The organism is Microbacterium sp. CGR1, assembly GCF_051062835.1.
Classification (GTDB): domain Bacteria; phylum Actinomycetota; class Actinomycetes; order Actinomycetales; family Microbacteriaceae; genus Microbacterium.
Genome location: NZ_JAOTPG010000001.1, coordinates 1439077 through 1455343 on the forward strand (window position 1 = coordinate 1439077; position 16267 = coordinate 1455343).

Annotated in this window: 16 protein-coding genes, 1 tRNA gene and 1 riboswitch; of the genes, 8 read left to right on the forward strand and 9 right to left on the reverse strand. The window is 68.0% G+C overall.

The window, feature by feature from the left end:
* Window positions 1-49: 49 nt before the first annotated feature.
* On the reverse strand, window positions 50-1075 hold the full coding sequence (locus OD997_RS07070) for a hypothetical protein (RefSeq protein WP_434330975.1): 1026 nt from the start codon (window positions 1073-1075) through the stop codon (window positions 50-52).
* 72 nt (window positions 1076-1147) lie between these two features.
* Here OD997_RS07070 and pgi point away from each other — a divergent pair, with 72 nt between their 5' ends.
* Window positions 1148-2827 (forward strand): glucose-6-phosphate isomerase, encoded by a 1680-nt coding sequence (gene pgi / locus OD997_RS07075; protein WP_434330976.1) that lies wholly within the window; start codon window positions 1148-1150, stop codon window positions 2825-2827.
* A 174-nt stretch (window positions 2828-3001) separates the two neighbouring features.
* Here pgi and OD997_RS07080 read toward each other — a convergent pair.
* From OD997_RS07080 to galU, 4 genes are all read right to left on the reverse strand, one after another.
* A tRNA-Ala gene (locus tag OD997_RS07080) sits at window positions 3002-3074 on the reverse strand.
* A 49-nt stretch (window positions 3075-3123) separates the two neighbouring features.
* The gene (locus OD997_RS07085; protein WP_434330977.1) at window positions 3124-3969 is read right to left on the reverse strand and encodes a hypothetical protein; all 846 of its coding nucleotides are present in this window, start codon (window positions 3967-3969) and stop codon (window positions 3124-3126) included.
* 80 nt (window positions 3970-4049) lie between these two features.
* The gene (locus OD997_RS07090; RefSeq protein ID WP_434332352.1) at window positions 4050-4661 is read right to left on the reverse strand and encodes a GNAT family N-acetyltransferase; all 612 of its coding nucleotides are present in this window, start codon (window positions 4659-4661) and stop codon (window positions 4050-4052) included.
* 42 nt (window positions 4662-4703) lie between these two features.
* Window positions 4704-5591, reverse strand: coding sequence for a UTP--glucose-1-phosphate uridylyltransferase GalU (gene galU / locus OD997_RS07095; RefSeq protein ID WP_434330978.1), 888 nt, complete (start codon window positions 5589-5591; stop codon window positions 4704-4706).
* A gap of 40 nt (window positions 5592-5631) precedes the next feature.
* On the opposite strand from galU, the gene OD997_RS07100 reads away from it, so the two are divergent.
* Genes OD997_RS07100 through mscL form a run of 3 tightly spaced genes read left to right on the forward strand, consistent with a single transcriptional unit; the run spans window position 5632 to window position 6967 of the window.
* Window positions 5632-6228 (forward strand): 5-formyltetrahydrofolate cyclo-ligase, encoded by a 597-nt coding sequence (locus tag OD997_RS07100; RefSeq protein WP_434330979.1) that lies wholly within the window; start codon window positions 5632-5634, stop codon window positions 6226-6228.
* Window positions 6229-6245: 17 nt separating this feature from the next.
* The gene (locus OD997_RS07105; protein ID WP_210098555.1) at window positions 6246-6518 is read left to right on the forward strand and encodes an FmdB family zinc ribbon protein; all 273 of its coding nucleotides are present in this window, start codon (window positions 6246-6248) and stop codon (window positions 6516-6518) included.
* Between the two features lie 26 nt (window positions 6519-6544).
* Entirely contained in the window at window positions 6545-6967 is a 423-nt protein-coding gene (gene mscL / locus OD997_RS07110) for a large conductance mechanosensitive channel protein MscL (protein ID WP_434330980.1), read from the forward strand.
* Window positions 6968-7236: 269 nt separating this feature from the next.
* On the opposite strand, the gene OD997_RS07115 is transcribed toward mscL, so the two are convergent.
* Window positions 7237-10956 carry an AAA family ATPase gene (locus OD997_RS07115; protein WP_434330981.1) on the reverse strand — a complete coding sequence of 1240 codons (3720 nt, stop codon included), beginning with the start codon at window positions 10954-10956 and terminating at the stop codon, window positions 7237-7239.
* A 199-nt stretch (window positions 10957-11155) separates the two neighbouring features.
* Between OD997_RS07115 and OD997_RS07120 the strand changes: the two genes are divergently transcribed.
* Window positions 11156-11671: a methylated-DNA--[protein]-cysteine S-methyltransferase gene (locus OD997_RS07120; RefSeq protein ID WP_434330982.1), complete on the forward strand. Its 516-nt coding sequence runs from the start codon at window positions 11156-11158 to the stop codon at window positions 11669-11671.
* Between the two features lie 90 nt (window positions 11672-11761).
* Here the strand turns inward: OD997_RS07120 and OD997_RS07125 are convergent, their stop codons facing one another.
* Entirely contained in the window at window positions 11762-13399 is a 1638-nt protein-coding gene (locus OD997_RS07125) for a solute symporter family protein (protein WP_434330983.1), read from the reverse strand.
* Window positions 13396-13743 (reverse strand): DUF485 domain-containing protein, encoded by a 348-nt coding sequence (locus tag OD997_RS07130; protein ID WP_056312521.1) that lies wholly within the window; start codon window positions 13741-13743, stop codon window positions 13396-13398. Before OD997_RS07130 ends, OD997_RS07125 begins: the two co-directional genes overlap by 4 nt.
* A 109-nt stretch (window positions 13744-13852) precedes the next feature.
* Between OD997_RS07130 and OD997_RS07135 the strand changes: the two genes are divergently transcribed.
* From OD997_RS07135 to OD997_RS07145, 3 genes are all read left to right on the forward strand, one after another.
* Window positions 13853-14710: a LuxR C-terminal-related transcriptional regulator gene (locus tag OD997_RS07135; RefSeq protein WP_434330984.1), complete on the forward strand. Its 858-nt coding sequence runs from the start codon at window positions 13853-13855 to the stop codon at window positions 14708-14710.
* 70 nt (window positions 14711-14780) lie between these two features.
* Window positions 14781-14848: riboswitch (guanidine-III (ykkC-III) riboswitch) on the forward strand.
* A gap of 10 nt (window positions 14849-14858) precedes the next feature.
* Window positions 14859-15185, forward strand: coding sequence for a DMT family transporter (locus OD997_RS07140; protein ID WP_434330985.1), 327 nt, complete (start codon window positions 14859-14861; stop codon window positions 15183-15185).
* A 61-nt stretch (window positions 15186-15246) separates the two neighbouring features.
* Complete coding sequence (locus OD997_RS07145) at window positions 15247-15591, forward strand: histone-like nucleoid-structuring protein Lsr2 (RefSeq protein ID WP_311244469.1); 345 nt, start codon at window positions 15247-15249, stop codon at window positions 15589-15591.
* A gap of 21 nt (window positions 15592-15612) precedes the next feature.
* Here OD997_RS07145 and OD997_RS07150 read toward each other — a convergent pair whose 3' ends face one another.
* Window positions 15613-16257, reverse strand: a complete 645-nt coding sequence (locus OD997_RS07150; RefSeq protein WP_434330986.1) for a MarR family winged helix-turn-helix transcriptional regulator — start codon at window positions 16255-16257, stop codon at window positions 15613-15615.
* Between the last annotated feature and the right edge of the window lie 10 nt (window positions 16258-16267).

Sequence of the window (16267 nt, forward strand, 5' to 3'; positions counted from 1 at the left end):
GAAGGAAACCGTACCTCGTGCGCGCGCTCGCCCGTGCACGCACGTGCGTTCAGACGGCGCGGCGGAACGTTACGACCTCGTCACGACGAGAGCGCTCCACGGTGAGTCCCGCGAGCTCGAGACGGCGGAACACGCGTCGAGGCAGCGGGGGGAGCTCCGCAGTGCGGCCTGAGGGCGGCTTCGCGAGGCCGACGATGAGCGAGAGGTCGGCGCCGGCACCTCGCACCTCCACCCGGGCGTAATCGCTGCGCATCCGCCAGACGAGGGTCTGGAGTTCCGGGAAGGGGATGCGATGACTCGACGTGCCGGCGCGGATCCGGAGCTCGTCGTTGCCGAAAGCGAGTGTGCACCGGAGCGTCCGTCGACGCATGCCCGCCCTGAGCAGGAGGTACCCCGGAAGCCCGATGACCACGCCCATCACGAGGATCACGACTCGGGGGCCCATGTTCATCATCGCATCGTCGAATGCGATCAGCAATGCGGTTCCCGCAAGGCCGACGAGCACGACGACTCCGATGATCCCGAGGGTGAGCGAGCGCATCCGCAGGTCGAGGGCGGGGAACTCGACGCGTGATCCGTCGCCGCCGTCCTCCCGCTGCCATTCGGGTGGCGCGGGCGTCGGCCGCGCCATCCTGTCCCGACGCCGGAACAGATCGGTGATCCGTGAGAGCAGCCCGAGCCAGATCCATGCGGTGGCAGGGGCCGCCGCGATCTGCAGCACCACGATCACCGCCCGTGCACCTTCGGGAAGGCCGTCGAGAAGGTCGTCGCCGCCGAACTCGATGACGAAGATCATGAGCGCGGTCAGCACCGCTGCCACACCGAGCTCCAGCACGACGCCGTTGCGCGCGGGTCGCATCTCCATCGTGGCGTTCACGAAGGAGAAGGCGAGGCACCACCCTCCGATCAGCATCAGGAGGAAGGAGAAGAAGCCCAGATCATCGCCCGCGAGCGTCCAGACGATCGCAGCGGCCAGCAGGATGAGCCCGACGATCAGCGGATCCCGCACGAATCGGCGGGTGACGGACGCCCTGATCCGCCGGTCTGCGGTCGTCTCGGGGTCCGTGTCGGTCATCGCAGCAATCCTAGAGCGAGCTCTCGCGTCATCACGGGCTCATCGGGTCGCCCGCCGCAGTACCGTGGATCCATGACCGCTCCTGTTGATCCGACACTCACTCCCGCCTGGTCCGACCTCACCGCCCTGCGCGAGTCGATCAGCGCCGATCTGCGCGGCTGGTTCGCCGCCGACGCCGACCGCGCCGAGCGCTTCTCGTTCCCGCTCGCCGACCTCCACGTCGATCTGTCGAAGAACCTCGTCACCGACGAGGTCCTCGCAGCGCTGCTGCGCCTCGCCGAGCAGACCGGCGTGGCCGAGCGCTACACGGCGATGATCGAGGGCACCCACCTCAACACGTCCGAGGACCGCGCCGTGCTGCATACGGCGCTCCGCCGCCCGGCAGGGGTCTCCCCCGCGCTGGTCGTCGACGGCCAGGACGTGGATGCCGACGTGCAGTCGGTGCTCGACGCGCTGAGCGCGTTCGCGACGCGGGTCCGCGCGGGCGAGTGGCTCGGGATCACCGGCAAGAAGGTCACGCACGTCGTCAACATCGGCATCGGCGGCTCGGACCTCGGTCCCGTGATGGTCTACGAGGCGCTGAAGCCCTACGCGGATGCCGGCATCGAGGCGCGGTTCGTATCGAACATCGACCCCACGGACCTCGCCCAGAAGACCGCAGACCTCGACCCCGAGACCACGCTCTTCATCGTCGCGTCGAAGACTTTCACCACTCTCGAGACGCTCACCAACGCCCGCCTGGCGCGTGACTGGCTGTGGGAGGGCCTCGCGGCGTCCGGTGCCATCTCCGACGACGACGACGCCCGCACGGACGCCGTCGCGCACCACTTCGTGGCCGTGTCGACCGCGCTCGACAAGGTCGCCGCCTTCGGCATCGACCCCGCCAACGCGTTCGGGTTCTGGGACTGGGTGGGCGGTCGCTACTCGGTCGACTCCGCGATCGGCCTGTCGCTCGCGGTCGCCCTCGGCCCCGACACCTTCCGCGACCTCCTGGCCGGTTTCCACTCCGTCGACGAGCATGTGCGCACGACTCCTCTCGAGCGCAACGTGCCCGTGCTGATGGGCCTTCTCAACGTCTGGTACGTGAACTTCCACGGCGCCCAGTCGCACGCCGTGCTGCCCTATGCGCAGCAGCTGAGCCGCTTCCCCGCGTATCTGCAGCAGCTCACGATGGAGTCGAACGGCAAGTCCGTCCGCTGGGACGGCACGCCGGTCACGACCGACACCGGAGAAGTCTTCTGGGGCGAGCCCGGCACCAACGGACAGCACGCGTTCTACCAGCTCATCCACCAGGGCACCCGGCTGATCCCCGCCGACTTCATCGCCTTCGTGAACCCGGCGTATCCGCTCGCCGACGGCGGCCAGGATGTGCACGAGCTGTTCCTCGCGAACTTCCTCGCCCAGACGAAGGCGCTCGCGTTCGGCAAGACCGCCGAGGAGGTCGAGGCCGAGGGCACCACGGGTGCTCTCGTCGCGGCCCGCACGTTCGCGGGCAACCGACCGACGACATCGATCTTCGCGCCCGCCCTGACACCGCAGGTGCTCGGTCAGCTCATCGCCCTCTACGAGCACATCACGTTCACCCAGGGCACGATCTGGGGCATCAACTCGTTCGACCAGTGGGGTGTCGAGCTCGGCAAGCAGCTCGCGATGCAGATCGCCCCCGCGATCGGCGGCGACGAGTCGGCGATCGACGCGCAGGACGCCTCGACCAAGGCTCTGCTCGCGTATTACCGAGCGAACCGCACGTAGGCGAGAAGCAGACAGAGAAAGCCCCTCCGTGCGTGCGCTCGGAGGGGCTTCTTCGTCTGTGGACCTAAGGGGACTCCGCCATCCTCGCTCCGCTGCGGTGGCTCCCCGAATCGCTCAGCCGTATAGACGAAGGAAGCCCCTCCGTGCGTGCGCTCGGAGGGGCTTCTTCGTCTGTGGACCTAAGGGGATTCGAACCCCTGACCTCCTCGATGCGAACGAGGCGCGCTACCAACTGCGCCATAGGCCCTGACGTCTTCTACGCTATCACGCCGGACGAGGTGTCCGTGTCGCGGAGATCAGCCTGCCGCGCGCTTCGCGAGCAGGTCGCGCACATGCGCCTCGATCTCGGCGTCGTCGACATAGCCCATCTTCGAGAACGGCGATGCGGCTGCCGGGATCTGCACGGGCGTCGCCGGCGCCATCCGCTCGGCGCGCTCGCGCAGTTCGGCGAGGCGAGCGGCGGTACGACGCTCCTCCTGCGCATCCATCTCGGCCCGCGCGACCTGCGCGCGCGACCCCGCGACCGAGACCAAAGGCTCAGGAAGCGGACGCGGCGTCCAGGTGGCGCGGCCCTGATCGTGCAGCTTCGGTTCGACGCGGGCGACCGGCTGCTCGACGGGAGCGACCCGTCTGCGAGCGGCACGCGCAGCGACCGACGCCATACGCTGAAGTGCGAATCCGGCGGCCACGACAGTCGCGGCACCGATCCAGAGAAGAAGCTGGGCCTGGGTCGCGATGACCTGCCACACACCGAGTCCGGTGAGAGCCAATCCCAGGAGAAGCCCGGAGGTCGAGACGATGCGCACCCGTCGGCGCGCACGCGCCTGCCGGACGACCGGGTCCGCCTTGGCGGCCGCGAGCTCCTCGCGGAGAAGCGTGAGCTCGGCGGCCTCTTTCTCGGACTGCACCCGCTTCGCGAGCTTCTGCTGCGCGAGGGCCGTGCGAGCGTTCAGCTCGAGGCGCACCTCGCCGGGAGTCTCGCTGGTCTCGGCCAGCACCCGAAGAGCCTGGTTCAGACGCACGGCGTTGCGCTCGGCGGCGTCATATTGAAAACGGCCGCGCCACGAGGGCAGCAGATAGAGCATCCACAGGAGCACAGCGACGAGGACTATCACTCCCCCGCTCAGCACCGGCCCGTCCATGTCGACAACGGTACGGGAACATCGCTGTTCACGAGGCTCAGTCCGGGCGTGTGTCGCGACGAGTTCGGCGTGTCGCGGCCTCAGATCGAGAGCCGGTCCGACGGTGGGATGGTCGCAGCATCCGGTGGCACCTGACCGCTGAGCCACCGCGCCAGCACGCCCTGAGGAACATCCTCACGCGTGAGAGCGAACGCATAGTGGTCGCGCCAGTCCCCGTCGATGTGGATGTAGCGCCGACGGAGCCCTTCATAGCGGAAGCCGAGCTTCTGCACCACTCGCAGACTCGCCGCGTTCTCGGGTCGGATGCAGATCTCCATCCGATGCAACGCGTACTCGGCGAAGCATGCGTCCGTGGCCAGCGCCACCGCCGTAGGAGTGATGCCCTTGCCGGCGAACCGCTCGCTCACCCAGTAGCCGATCGTCGCCGAGCAGAGCGACCCCCGGGAGACACCCCAGACGTTGAGCTGCCCGGCGACCTCTCCGTCGTACTCCATGACGAACGGGTAGCCCTGGCCGTCGCGGTACTGCTGAAGAAGACGGCGGATGCTGAGTCGCATGTCGAACGAGACCGATCCGTACGGGACGGTGGCCTCCCACGGCTGCAGCCACGAGCGGTTGCTCAGCAGCTCGTGCTGCAGCGGCCTGGCATCACGAGAGCGCACCAGACGCAGCTCGATCGGACCGTGCCTCATCCCCGTCGCCTGATCCATCCGAGCGCTCCCACGCGATGACGCCTAGAGGCGTTCCGCGAACTCCTTCAGCCACGGCCGCAGCTCGGGGCCGAGGTCGTCGCGGTCGGAGGCCAGCTGGACGATCGCCTTGATGTAGTCGACGCGGTCGCCGGTGTCATATCGACGTCCGCGGAAGATCACGCCGACGACGCCCGGGCCCTCGGGCCTGGTCGCCAGCTCCTGCAGGGCATCCGTGAGCTGGATCTCGCCACCCTTGCCCGGTTCGGTGTGCTCGAGCACGTCGAAGATCGATGCCGGCAGGACGTAGCGGCCGATGATCGCGAGGTTCGAGGGCGCGTCCTCCTGGGCCGGCTTCTCGACGAGACCTGTCACGCGCACCGAGTCCGAGCCCTCGATCTCCTCGACGGCGGCGGCGCCGTACATGTGGATGTTCGCAGGATCGACCTCCATGAGGGCGATGACCGCGGCACCGCTGCGCTCGTGCTCGGCGATCATGTCGGTCAGCAGCGGATCGCGCTCGTCGATGAGGTCGTCACCGAGGAGCACGGCGAACGAGCTGTCACCGACGTGGGTGCGTGCCCGCAGCACGGCGTGGCCGAGGCCCTTGGGCTCGCCCTGGCGGACGAAGTGGATGTCGGCGAGGTCGCTCGAATGGATGACGCGCTCGAGACGACCGGTGTCACCCTTCTCCATGAGCTTGACCTCGAGCTCCGGCACCGAGTCGAAGTGGTTCGAGATGGCGTTCTTGTTGCGGCCGATGATGACGAGGATGTCCTCGATCCCCGCACTCGCGGCCTCTTCGACGACGTACTGGATGGCCGGCTTGTCGACGACCGGCAGCATCTCCTTCGGCATCGCCTTCGTCGCGGGCAGGAATCGCGTCCCCAGTCCTGCGGCGGGAATGACGGCCTTCATCTTCTTGGAACCCATCCTCACAGCCTAGTCGGGATGCCGCCGTAGACTCGGAGGCATGTCCCACGACATCGAGCATGAGAAGCGCGCGCTGCGTGCCGAGCTCCGCGAACGCCGCCAGCTGCTCAGCGACTCGCAGCGCGAGAGCGCGGCATCCGCCATCACGCAGCGTCTCGACGAGCTCGTCGAGACGCTCGGCGCGCAGTCGATCTCGTGCTTCCTCTCCACGACGACAGAACCGGGCACACGCGAGTTCGTGACGGGCGCCGTGCGCCGCGGCATCCGGGTCCTCCTTCCCGTGACGCGCGCGGACGGCCTGCTCGACTGGGCCGTCGCGACCGACGATGACGACGTCACCGAGGGGCTGTTCGGGCTGCCCGAGCCGACGGGCGAGGTGCTGGGTCCGATCGCCGTCAACGACGTCGACCTGATGGTGATCCCCGCCGCGGCCGTCGACCGCACGGGAATGCGCATGGGTTGGGGCCGCGGCTACTTCGACAAGACCATCGGATCGATGGAGAAGTGCCCGCCCGTCTACGCGGTCATCTATGATTCCGAGGTACTCGACTTCCTGCCGCGGGAGGTCCACGACCAGCCGGTCACCGGCGTCGTGACCCCCACGCAGACCCTTCTCCTGTCGCAGTCGCGACGCTGACCCCCGCGAGGACCGCAATGCCCACCTATGCCTATGCCTGCCGTTCCTGCGGCCACGCCTTCGACGCCGTGCAGAGCTTCTCCGACGACGCTCTGACCGTCTGCCCCGAGTGCGGCGGCGAACTGCGCAAGCAGTACGGATCGATCGGCGTGACGTTCAACGGATCCGGCTTCTATCGCACCGACTCGCGGTCGGGTTCTGGCTCTTCGGCATCCGCCCCGGCATCATCGAAGTCGGAGCCGACGAAGAGCGCCACCCCGGCACCCGCGTCGAGCACCACCTCTTCCTGACACACAACGGACCTCCGGAGGTTCCCATGCTCAAAGGTTTCAAGGACTTCATCCTCCGCGGCAACATCATCGACCTGGCTGTCGCGGTCGTCATCGGCACCGCGTTCACGGCCATCGTCACCGCCGTCGTGAACAGCATCATCACCCCCCTCGTCGCTCTGTTCTTCCGGGCCGACGCCACCGGCGAGTTCGGCTGGACCGTCACGAACATCTACGGCGACGACGTCACGTTCCCGATCGGCGATCTGATCTCGGCGATCATCAGCTTCCTCGCCGTCGCCGCCGTCGTCTACTTCGTCTTCGTCCTGCCGATGAACACGTTCAAGGCGCGGGTCGAGGCTCGCAAGGGCACCGCCGCAGAAGAGCCCGCCGAAGAGCCGGCCGCCGCGACCGAGGCTGAGCTGCTCGTCGAGATCCGCGACCTGCTCGCCCGGAACTCCCGTAGCTGACGCTCACCGCATTCCACACGAAGCGCACGGTCCCGTCGGGGCCGTGCGCTTCGTCATATCCGCCTCAGTAGTGGGGCGGGACGTCCTGCATCAGCCGGTCGTCGTTGGGCCCCTTCGGTCCCTTCGGCGCGCGAGGGGCCGATGTGATCGGCTTCTGAGTCGCTGCCGTCTCCGGGTCGGTATCGGTTCCGGGCACGGCGGTCAGCCGCGCGCGACGAGAGCCTACGACCCGCACGACCTTCTGCCGCGGAGCACTGGGGTCGGGATGATCAGTCATTCTGCGGATCGATGAGATCGATCGGCTGCGTGTCGTTCTCGGCGCGGACGGCGGATGCCGAGATACCGAGGACCTCGGCGATGCGCGCAGCCGCGGTCACCGGATCGCTGTAGAGATCGAAAGCGTGCACGCGGACGTAGTGCCAGCCGAGGCGACGGAGCACGTGCGGACGCAGACGAAGGGTCTCGCGCAGGGATTCTCCCCGCGACTCGGGGTCGGACTCGATCACGACCGCCTTGCCCTTGTGCTGGGCGACGAGCGGCAGCAGACCGCGGTAGTCGACGTCCACGGCAGCGCCCAGGCGGCGCAGCTCCCGCGCGAGCGCGAGAGTGAGCGGATCGGCGAGATCCTCGAGTCGTGCCTCGCGCCCACGGGAGGCCAGGCCGCCGAGGATCGACATCAGCGTGGCGGCACCGAACTCGAGGCGGCCGTCGTCGAACGAGGACGGCCTGATCGACGAGACGATGACCATCGAGCGGCGCGCCCTGGTCATGCCGACCGTGAGCAGTCGCTCGCCGTCGGGCGTCGAGAGGTCGCCGAAATCGCTGAGGACGCGACCGTGCTTGGTGAGACCGAACCCGAGCGAGAAGATCACGCGGTCACGGCTCTCGGCGACGGACTCCTCGAGAGTCAGTACCGCGAAGGGTTCGGCGGTGTCGCGTCCGACGAAGTCGGCGACGTCGGAACGGCCGGCGAACGCCGAGGTGACCGCGGCGCGCACACGCTCGGCGTGACGCCTGCTGGCGGTGACGACCATGAGCGACTCGTCGGGACGGTGCACGGCGTGCTCGACGACCAGGGTGACCACACGGGCGACCTCGGCATCGGGGCTCTCCACGGCCCCCGAGACGGGATCGGGGGCGCCTGTCCCGCCTTCGACGTAGTCGACGGTGAGGCTGCCGCGCCCCAGGTACGAGCCGGCCCAGGGCAGGGAGACGATCTCGCCGCCGTAGAACGCGTCATTGATGAGCTCGGCGAGATCCTCGCCGCCGGCCCGATAGCTGCGCGTGAGCGTCATCACCGGGAGCAGCTCCGACAGGCGCTCGAACACCGATACCGTGTCGAACGGGACCTCGTGCTCCCACTCGGCACCGGGGTCGACTGCGACGTGGAACGGGGTGGGGAGCTGCGTGACCGGGTCGCCGAACGCCACGATCTGACGCGCACGACGGATGGCCGGCGCGGCCTCCGCGAGGTTGATCGCGGCCGCGTCGACGAGGAGCACCGTATCGAATTCGACCGAATCGGGGATGTGCGGCACGAGATAGGGCGACGAGATCCACACCGGCGCCAGCACATCGACGAGGGTGGGCGCGGCGCTCACGATCTCGGCGGTCGTCGTGGCCGGCTGCTTCAGCGCGCGGCGCAGGTTCTGCGACTCCTGCGGCTCGTCGACGATCGCGATCTTCCACTGGTTCGCGAGCTGCCAGGCGAGCAGCGGGCCCGCCATCGCCGCGTGCGCCTCGTCGACGAGACGGAAGTCGCGCTCGAGGCGGTCGACCACGGCCGTGTTCGCTCCCAGGAGGGCACGGTCGTCCTGCAGGGCGCGCTCGAGCAGCGTCTGCCACCACGCGAACTCCAGCTCGTCGCCCACGCGGGCTTCGGAGACATGGCGCACGGAGAGCTCCGCGAGCAGCGGTTCGAGCCCCAGGTCCGCGAGGCGATCGCGCAGCTGCGCGCGCTCGACGAGGTTGTCGAAGACGTCGGACTTGGCGGCGAGTCCCGCCAGAGTGCGCACGAGTCGCTCGACGGGCAGGGTCGAGAGCGGCTCCCTGCGACCGAGAGCGACATCGAGCTCGGCGAGCTCCGCCGTCACCCGCTGCCAGAAGGAGTAGACGTCGGCGAGCCCGAGCGGGACCTCGGGGGCCATGCCCGCCTCCACGCAGCGCTGCCACTGGGTGCGCTGCGCCTGGATGCGGAGCAGCGACTCGTGCATCTCGGTGACGTGCACGCCCGGGCGTACGTACTCCTTGGCGAGACGACGGAGACGTCGCCTGTTCGCACCCGACATGTTGGGTGCGTCGCGTCGGGAGCCGTGCGCCTGGATCAGCTCGCCCAGGGGACGCTCGAACACGGTCGGGCTGAAGCGATCGAGGGAGTCGCGGATGCCCTGCAGCAGTCGCAGGTACTCGCCGAGCTCGTCGATGGTCGAGAACGGACGCATGTGCGTCTGCGCGATGAGAGCGTAGCCGCGCTCGAGCAGTGCCGGGACGCTGTCGGAGTGCAGTCGTCCCGCGAGCTGATGAGCGGACTTGGCGGCCTCGGTGCTCGAGAACGTGACCCCGTACCAGGGCGAGTCGTTCGGCCCGAAGCGGAACTCGCCGAGACGAGCCGCGTACGCGAGGGCGGCCGCTGCCGAGGACCGGTCGTCGGCGAGACGGCGCAGGGTCTCGATGCTCAGCCGCGCAGTGGTCGACGGCGGCGTGGGCAGCGACGCGAGCCGGGTGAGATGACGCGTGGCGTCGAGGACGGACGAGGCGGTTCCCGCGACGGGAGTGGTGAGCGCCTGACGATAGTCGCGCAGCACGGTGCGCAGCCGCACCAGGGCGTCGTCGACGTCGCTCACCTTCGGTGCCGTGGCCTTCTCGTTGCGTCCGATCGCGCGCACGAGGTCGCGGCGGACGCTCGCGGGCGACACGGCCAGGCTGTCGAGTCCGATGCCGGCCAGACGATGCCGCACTCCGTCGAGCGTCGACCGCCTCGCCGACACGACGAGAACGCGCTTGCCGTTGCGCACCAGTTCGCCGAGCGCGTTGATCACGGTCTGCGTGCCACCGGTGCCGGGGAGCGTCGCGATCGTGAGGGAGTGGCCGGCGGCGATCTTGGCGAGCAGCGCCTCCTGCTCGGCATCCGCGTCGAGCAGGAGGTTGTCGGATGCCGGCGCACGGTCGTCCGGGCCGGTATGGTGCGGTTCGGGCCGGCGCGCCGAGACCTGCTCGCGGTCGCCGACGTGCCCGGCGAGCGCATTGAGCACGATGTGGTCGAGGCTGCCGCCGTCGCGCGCCATCGCACCGCCCACGTCCGCGAACGTCGAGACCACGAGCCTCGGCAGCACGGTGAAGGTGTCGATCGATCGCGTGGTCGCTCGGAGGCTGTCGATCACGGGCTGCGGCTTGAAGATCCCGCCGTCGTACGCGAGCGAGGCGAGCGCTGCGGCGTCGATCGTGATGCCGAAGTGCTCACGGGCGATGCGCACCAGCTCGGGGTTTACCTCGAAGGCCCCCTGGAGCTTGAGCTCGAAGTCGGTGTGGTGGCGACGGATCGCGAGCGGGCGAAGCAGGACGGGCGCCGCGAAGTCAGCGCCGCCGATGCGCCATCCCGCGACGCCTACGGCGAGATGCACCGCCTCGATGCCGCGGACCGTGCGGAGCTCCGTGTTCTTCGCCGTGATCCGCTCCGCCGCGAGCCGAGCCGTCCGAAGACCGACCTCATCGCGGAAGAGGTTCGACAGGAGTGTGGATTTTCCGGTGATGAACTGGGGAAGGCTGCCGGGGTGCGCCTTGGAGATGTCGATGCCCGACTCGACCGTGTCTCGGAACGTCACGAGAGGCGAGGATCCGCCGAGATCGGCGGCTTCAGCGCGCAGACGTGTGCGCTCGGCCTCTGCGGCGTGGGCGATCCCGAAGCCGACGACGGGCTCGGGCGACGCACTCAGGGTCGCTGAGGCATCGGTCGCTGCATCATCCGCAGCCTTGCCTTCACGTCGCCACACACCTCACACACTAAGCGCGCCTCGCCGTGACAGCGGTATCCCGGGCGGGTTTCACCGTATTTCCGGCCGTCAGAGGGGTGTCTGAGTCCCGCGGATGCTCGGCGGACTGCTCCTGCACGGTCAAGACGCGGCGACGAGCTCTCCCCCGGCTCCGCGATCGCGCGCCTCGAGGGCTGGCCACGGAGGTCAATATGGAGGCATGACCTTCCGCTACGACTTCGCACCGACCCCCTTCGGAGACGCCCTCGCCGTGTTCTCCGATGAGGGGATCGTCCGATTCGACCTCTCGGAATCCGACGACCCGTCCGTCCCTTGGCTCCTCGAGAACGTCTCCGGCCAGCTGCACTCCGTCCCCGAGCCCGACCCGGGCGCCGCCGACGAGCTCGCACATCTCCTCGACGACTACTTCGACGGCAGTCCGGTGCGCTTCGACGAGCACCTGCGGTTCGACTGGCGCCTCAGCACCGGCTTCGCCCGCGCCGCACTGGAGACGATCAGCACGATCGAATGGGGGCAGACGCTCAGCTACGGGGAGGTCGCGGTGCTCGCTGGTCGTCCCGGAGCCGCGCGCGCAGTCGGCACGGCCTGCAGACTCACGCCGTTCTCCGTCATCGTTCCGGTGCACCGCGTGGTGAGGTCCGACGGAAGCCCCGGGCAGTACGGTGCTCATCCCGAGCGGAAGAGGTTCTTGCTCGACCTCGAGTCCGACGGCTGAGCACCGACAGACGACGTGGGCCCCGACGAGTAGGCCGTCGGGGTCCACGTGCTGTTCACCGCCGATGGCGGCCCGGGCGCTCGGCGCCGATCAGTGATCCGTCGCCTTCTCGGCACCGAATCCGGTCAGCGAGCGCACCTGCATCTCCGCCGCGAGTGTCGGGGACTCCTTCTGCCGGCTCGTCATCGTGCCGAGCCAGCCGAGGAAGAACCCGAGAGGTATCGAGACGATGCCGGGGTTGTTCATCGGCCAGAGCACGATGTCGATCCCGGGGATCATCGACGTGGGCGAGCCCGAGAACACCGGCGACAGCACGATCAGGATGATCGCCGCAGCGAGCCCGCCGTACATGCTCCATACCGCACCCCGGGTGTTGAAGCGACGCCAGAACAGCGAGTAGAGGATGGTCGGCAGGTTCGCCGACGCGGCTACCGCGAACGCCAGTGCGACGAGGAAGGCGATGTTCTGCCCCTGCGCGCCGATGCCGCCGACGATCGCCAGGATGCCGATGACGACCACCGTGCGTCGTGCGACCCGCACCTCGCCGTTCGGGTCGGGCTCGACGGCGTTGCCTGCCGCATCCTTCCGGCCCTTCTGGATCACGTTCGCGTAGATGTCGTGCGCGAACGACGCCGCGGCGGTGATCGTGAGGCCTGCGACGACCGCGAGGATCGTCGCGAACGCGACGGCCGAGATGAACCCCAGCAGCACGGGGCCGCCGAGGTACAGCGCGAGAAGGGGAGCTGCGGAGTTCGGACCACCGGGAGCCGCCGCGATGACATCGGCGCCGACGAGTGCGCCGGCACCGTAGCCGAGTACGAGGGTCAGCAGGTAGAAGCCACCGATGAGCCAGATGGCCCAGACCACCGAGCGGCGGGCCTCCTTGGCTGTGGGAACCGTGTAGAAGCGCATCAGCACGTGCGGGAGTCCGGCGGTTCCGAGCACGAGCGCCATGCCCAGCGACAGGAAGTCCCAGGGGTTCGCACCGTACTGCAGGCCCGGCCCCAGGATCGCATCGCCCTTGTCGGAGTTGGCGACGGCGGCCTCGAGCAGCGTGTTCAGGCTGAATCCGTTGATCGCGAGCACCCAGATCGTCATCGCGACGGCGCCGCCGATGAGCAGGAACGCTTTCACGATCTGCACCCAGGTCGTGCCCTTCATGCCGCCGATGAGCACGTAGACGATCATGAGCACGCCGACCACCGCGATCACGATCGACTGGCCGATTCGGCCGTCGATGCCGAGCAGCAGCGACACCAGGCCCCCCGCGCCCGCCATCTGCGCGAGCAGATAGAAGAAGCACACGGCCAGTGTGGTGATCGCCGCAGCCATCCGCACGGGTCGCTGCTTGAGCCGGAACGACAGCACGTCGGCCATCGTGAACTTTCCCGTGTTGCGCATCATCTCGGCGACGAGCAGCAGCGCGACCAGCCAGGCGACGAGGAACCCGATCGAGTAGAGGAAGCCGTCGTAGCCGTTGATGGCGATCGCCCCGCAGATGCCGAGGAACGACGCGGCGGACAGATAGTCGCCGGCGATGGCGAAGCCGTTCTGCGGGCCGGTGAAAGAACGACCGGCCGCGTAGTAGTCGGCTGCGGTCTTGTTGTTGCGGCTGGCGCGGATCACGATGAAGAGCGTCACCGCGACGAATGCGACGAAGATCGAGATGTTGAGCACCGGATTGCTCTCCACCGCGAGTTCCTCTGCGGCGAAATGGATGACGTTCATGCGTCAGCCTGCGCCTTCTCGAGTTCTTCACGGATCTCTGTGGCTATCGGGTCGAGCTTCCGATTGGCGAAAGCGACGTATCCCATCGTGATCGCGAAGGTCGTGACGAATTGTCCGAGTCCCATCAGGAGCCCGACGGTGATATCGCCCCACACCCGCTGCGACATGAAATCCGTCGCGAATGCCGCGAGCAGGACGTAGACGAAATACCAGATGAGGAAGAATGCCGCGAGCGGGAAGATGAACGAACGCTGGGTCTTCTTCAGCTCTCGGAATCGTGGCGATTCCTCGACGGCGATGTAGTCGATCGCTCCTGCCCGATCGGCAGGTGAATGGTCGGTCATGGGGCCTCCTTGCCTCATGGTCTACGGCTCGCCCTCGTGTGCAGGGCGAATGGTAGGGTCGACGCTACGAAACGGGGAACAGGGCCGTCACCCCCGAAAGTAGGTAGTCGTGAGCACGACGACAGGGATGGAATCCGAGACCGAGCTCGTCGCCAGAGCGGTGCGCGAGCTCGCTCAGCGCACCCGATTCCCCGTCGCCTTCGGGGGCCTGATCGACGAGGGCGTGGTCAGCGTCACGAGCATCGTCGGCAATCGCACCCACAGCCTCGACGGCCTCAGGGTGCGGCCGGAGCGCGGGCTCGGCGGGCGGGCGATGATGGAGCTCCGCCCCCGGATGACCAACGACTACGGCTCTTCGCAGCAGATCACCCACGACTACGACGTCTTCGTCCTCGGCGAAGGTCTCCGAACCCTGCTGGCGCTTCCCATCGTGGTGAGTGGTCGCCCTCGCGGCGTGCTCTACGCCGGGGCGTGGGAGAAGACGCCCGTCGGCGGCGTCACCACCGCCCCCGCGATGCAGGTCGCGCAGTCGGTCGCGGAGGAGCTCCGCATCCGTGACGAGGTGGACAGGCGTCTGCGCTCGGTCTCCCCCGGGCCCGAATCCGTCGCCCCCCGCCAGCGCGAGGAGCTGCGCGAGAGCTTCGCCGAGCTCCGCAGCATCGCAGCCTCGGTCGACGACGCAGAGCTTCGGGCGCGCATCGCCCAGGTCGAGCGTCGACTGGTACTGCTCGCGGAGGATGCCGTGGCCCCGTCGACCGGACCGATCCCCACCGTCCACCTCTCCCGACGGGAGACCGATGTGCTCGCCTGCGCAGCTCTGGGAGCGACCAACGCCGAGATCGCCGGCCAGCTCGGCCTGCGCGAGGGAACGATCAAGGCCTATCTGGGTACGGCGATGTCGAAGCTCGACGCATCGACCCGCCATGCTGCTGTGACGAAGGCCCGCCGTGCCGGCCTCCTCCCCTGAGCGGCTCGCCCGGTCACCGAGAGCGGCGACCGCTGCACAGTCACTGCCCAGACCGGGTGGCTAGCATGGATACTGGTCGGTGAACCCCGGCCCCGGACGAGGCAGACCAGTACCCGGTGAGCGAAAAGACTGGTCCGAAAGGACCGTCATGTCATGGATCGTGCTGATCGCATCCGGAGTCCTCGAGGCAGTCTGGGCCACAGCCTTGGGCAAGTCCGAGGGACTCACCAAGCTCTGGCCGAGCATCATCTTCGTCGGCGGACTGATCCTCTCGATGATCGGACTCGCTTTCGCGATGCGCGAGATATCCACCGGAACCGCGTACGCGGTCTGGGTCGGTATCGGCGCGACGCTCACCGTCGTGTGGGCGATGGTCACCGGTGACAGTGATATCTCCTGGCCCCGGATTCTGCTGCTGCTCGGACTGGTCGGATGCATCGTCGGACTGAAACTGATCGACCCCGGTCACGAATAAAGGTGCAACGCGATCTCGGATAACGTGTCGCATTTCTTCTCGCCACGGTAATGTCATTTCCATGGCGAGAAGAATTGTGCACCAGCTGGTCGATGACATCGACGGATCCGTACTCGAGGTCGGCGAAGGCGAGACCGTTCATTTCTCGCTCAACGGCGCATCGTATGAGATCGATCTGAATACCGCTCACGCAGAGGAATTGCGCAAGGCATTCGAGCCCTACATCTCGGCCGGGCGCCGAGCGGGCTCGTCGGGTGCGGTGCGCTCTGCGGCTCCGAGAAAGCGTCCAGGACGCAATCCCGAGGTCGCCGCCATCCGCGCCTGGGCGAACGACAACGGTTACACGCTGTCGGAGCGGGGCCGCATTCCGGCGCCCGTCGTCGAGGCGTACAACGCCGCGCACTGACTCACCCGGCCGCGCACTGACTCACTCGGAGGCCACGACTCCGGCTTGGGCCCACGGCTCATCCCGGAGGGTGATCTCCTGCGCCATGTCCGACAGGAATCGGATGACCACGTCGCGCTCCTCCGGGGTGAGCCGCGCCGCTGAATAGAAGCGCTTGGCCTGCTGACGACCGACGGTCTCCATCGCCGCCTGACGCGTCTCCGGCGTGATCGTGATGGCGAGCGCGCGTCGGTCGGTCGGATGCGGTGCACGACGGATGTGCCCACCCTTCTCGAGACGGTCGAGGAGCTTGGTTGTCGACGCCGTCGAGATGCCCAGGTGCGTGGCGATTCCGCCGGGCGTCGCCGTCGCACCCTTGTTCGCGCACACGATGAGATAGTGCAGCGCGCGCATGTCGGTCTCATTGAGCTGCATGTAACGCCTCGACGCGAGGGACAGCCTCTGCTCGGCATCCCTCAGATCGCCGAGCGCACCCATCACGAGCGCGATCTGACGCAGGTCCTCCGCGGCGACACCTGATCGATCGACCAGCATGCCGCGCGGATCGCTCGATTCGACGTCATAGATCGCCGCATGAGCCAGACCGTCGGGAGAATGCGAGCCCCGGTTCGCGAGCACGTCCGACGCCCCGATCCCCCGGGGACTGGCGCCAGATCCGTTGTCCATGCCATCATGC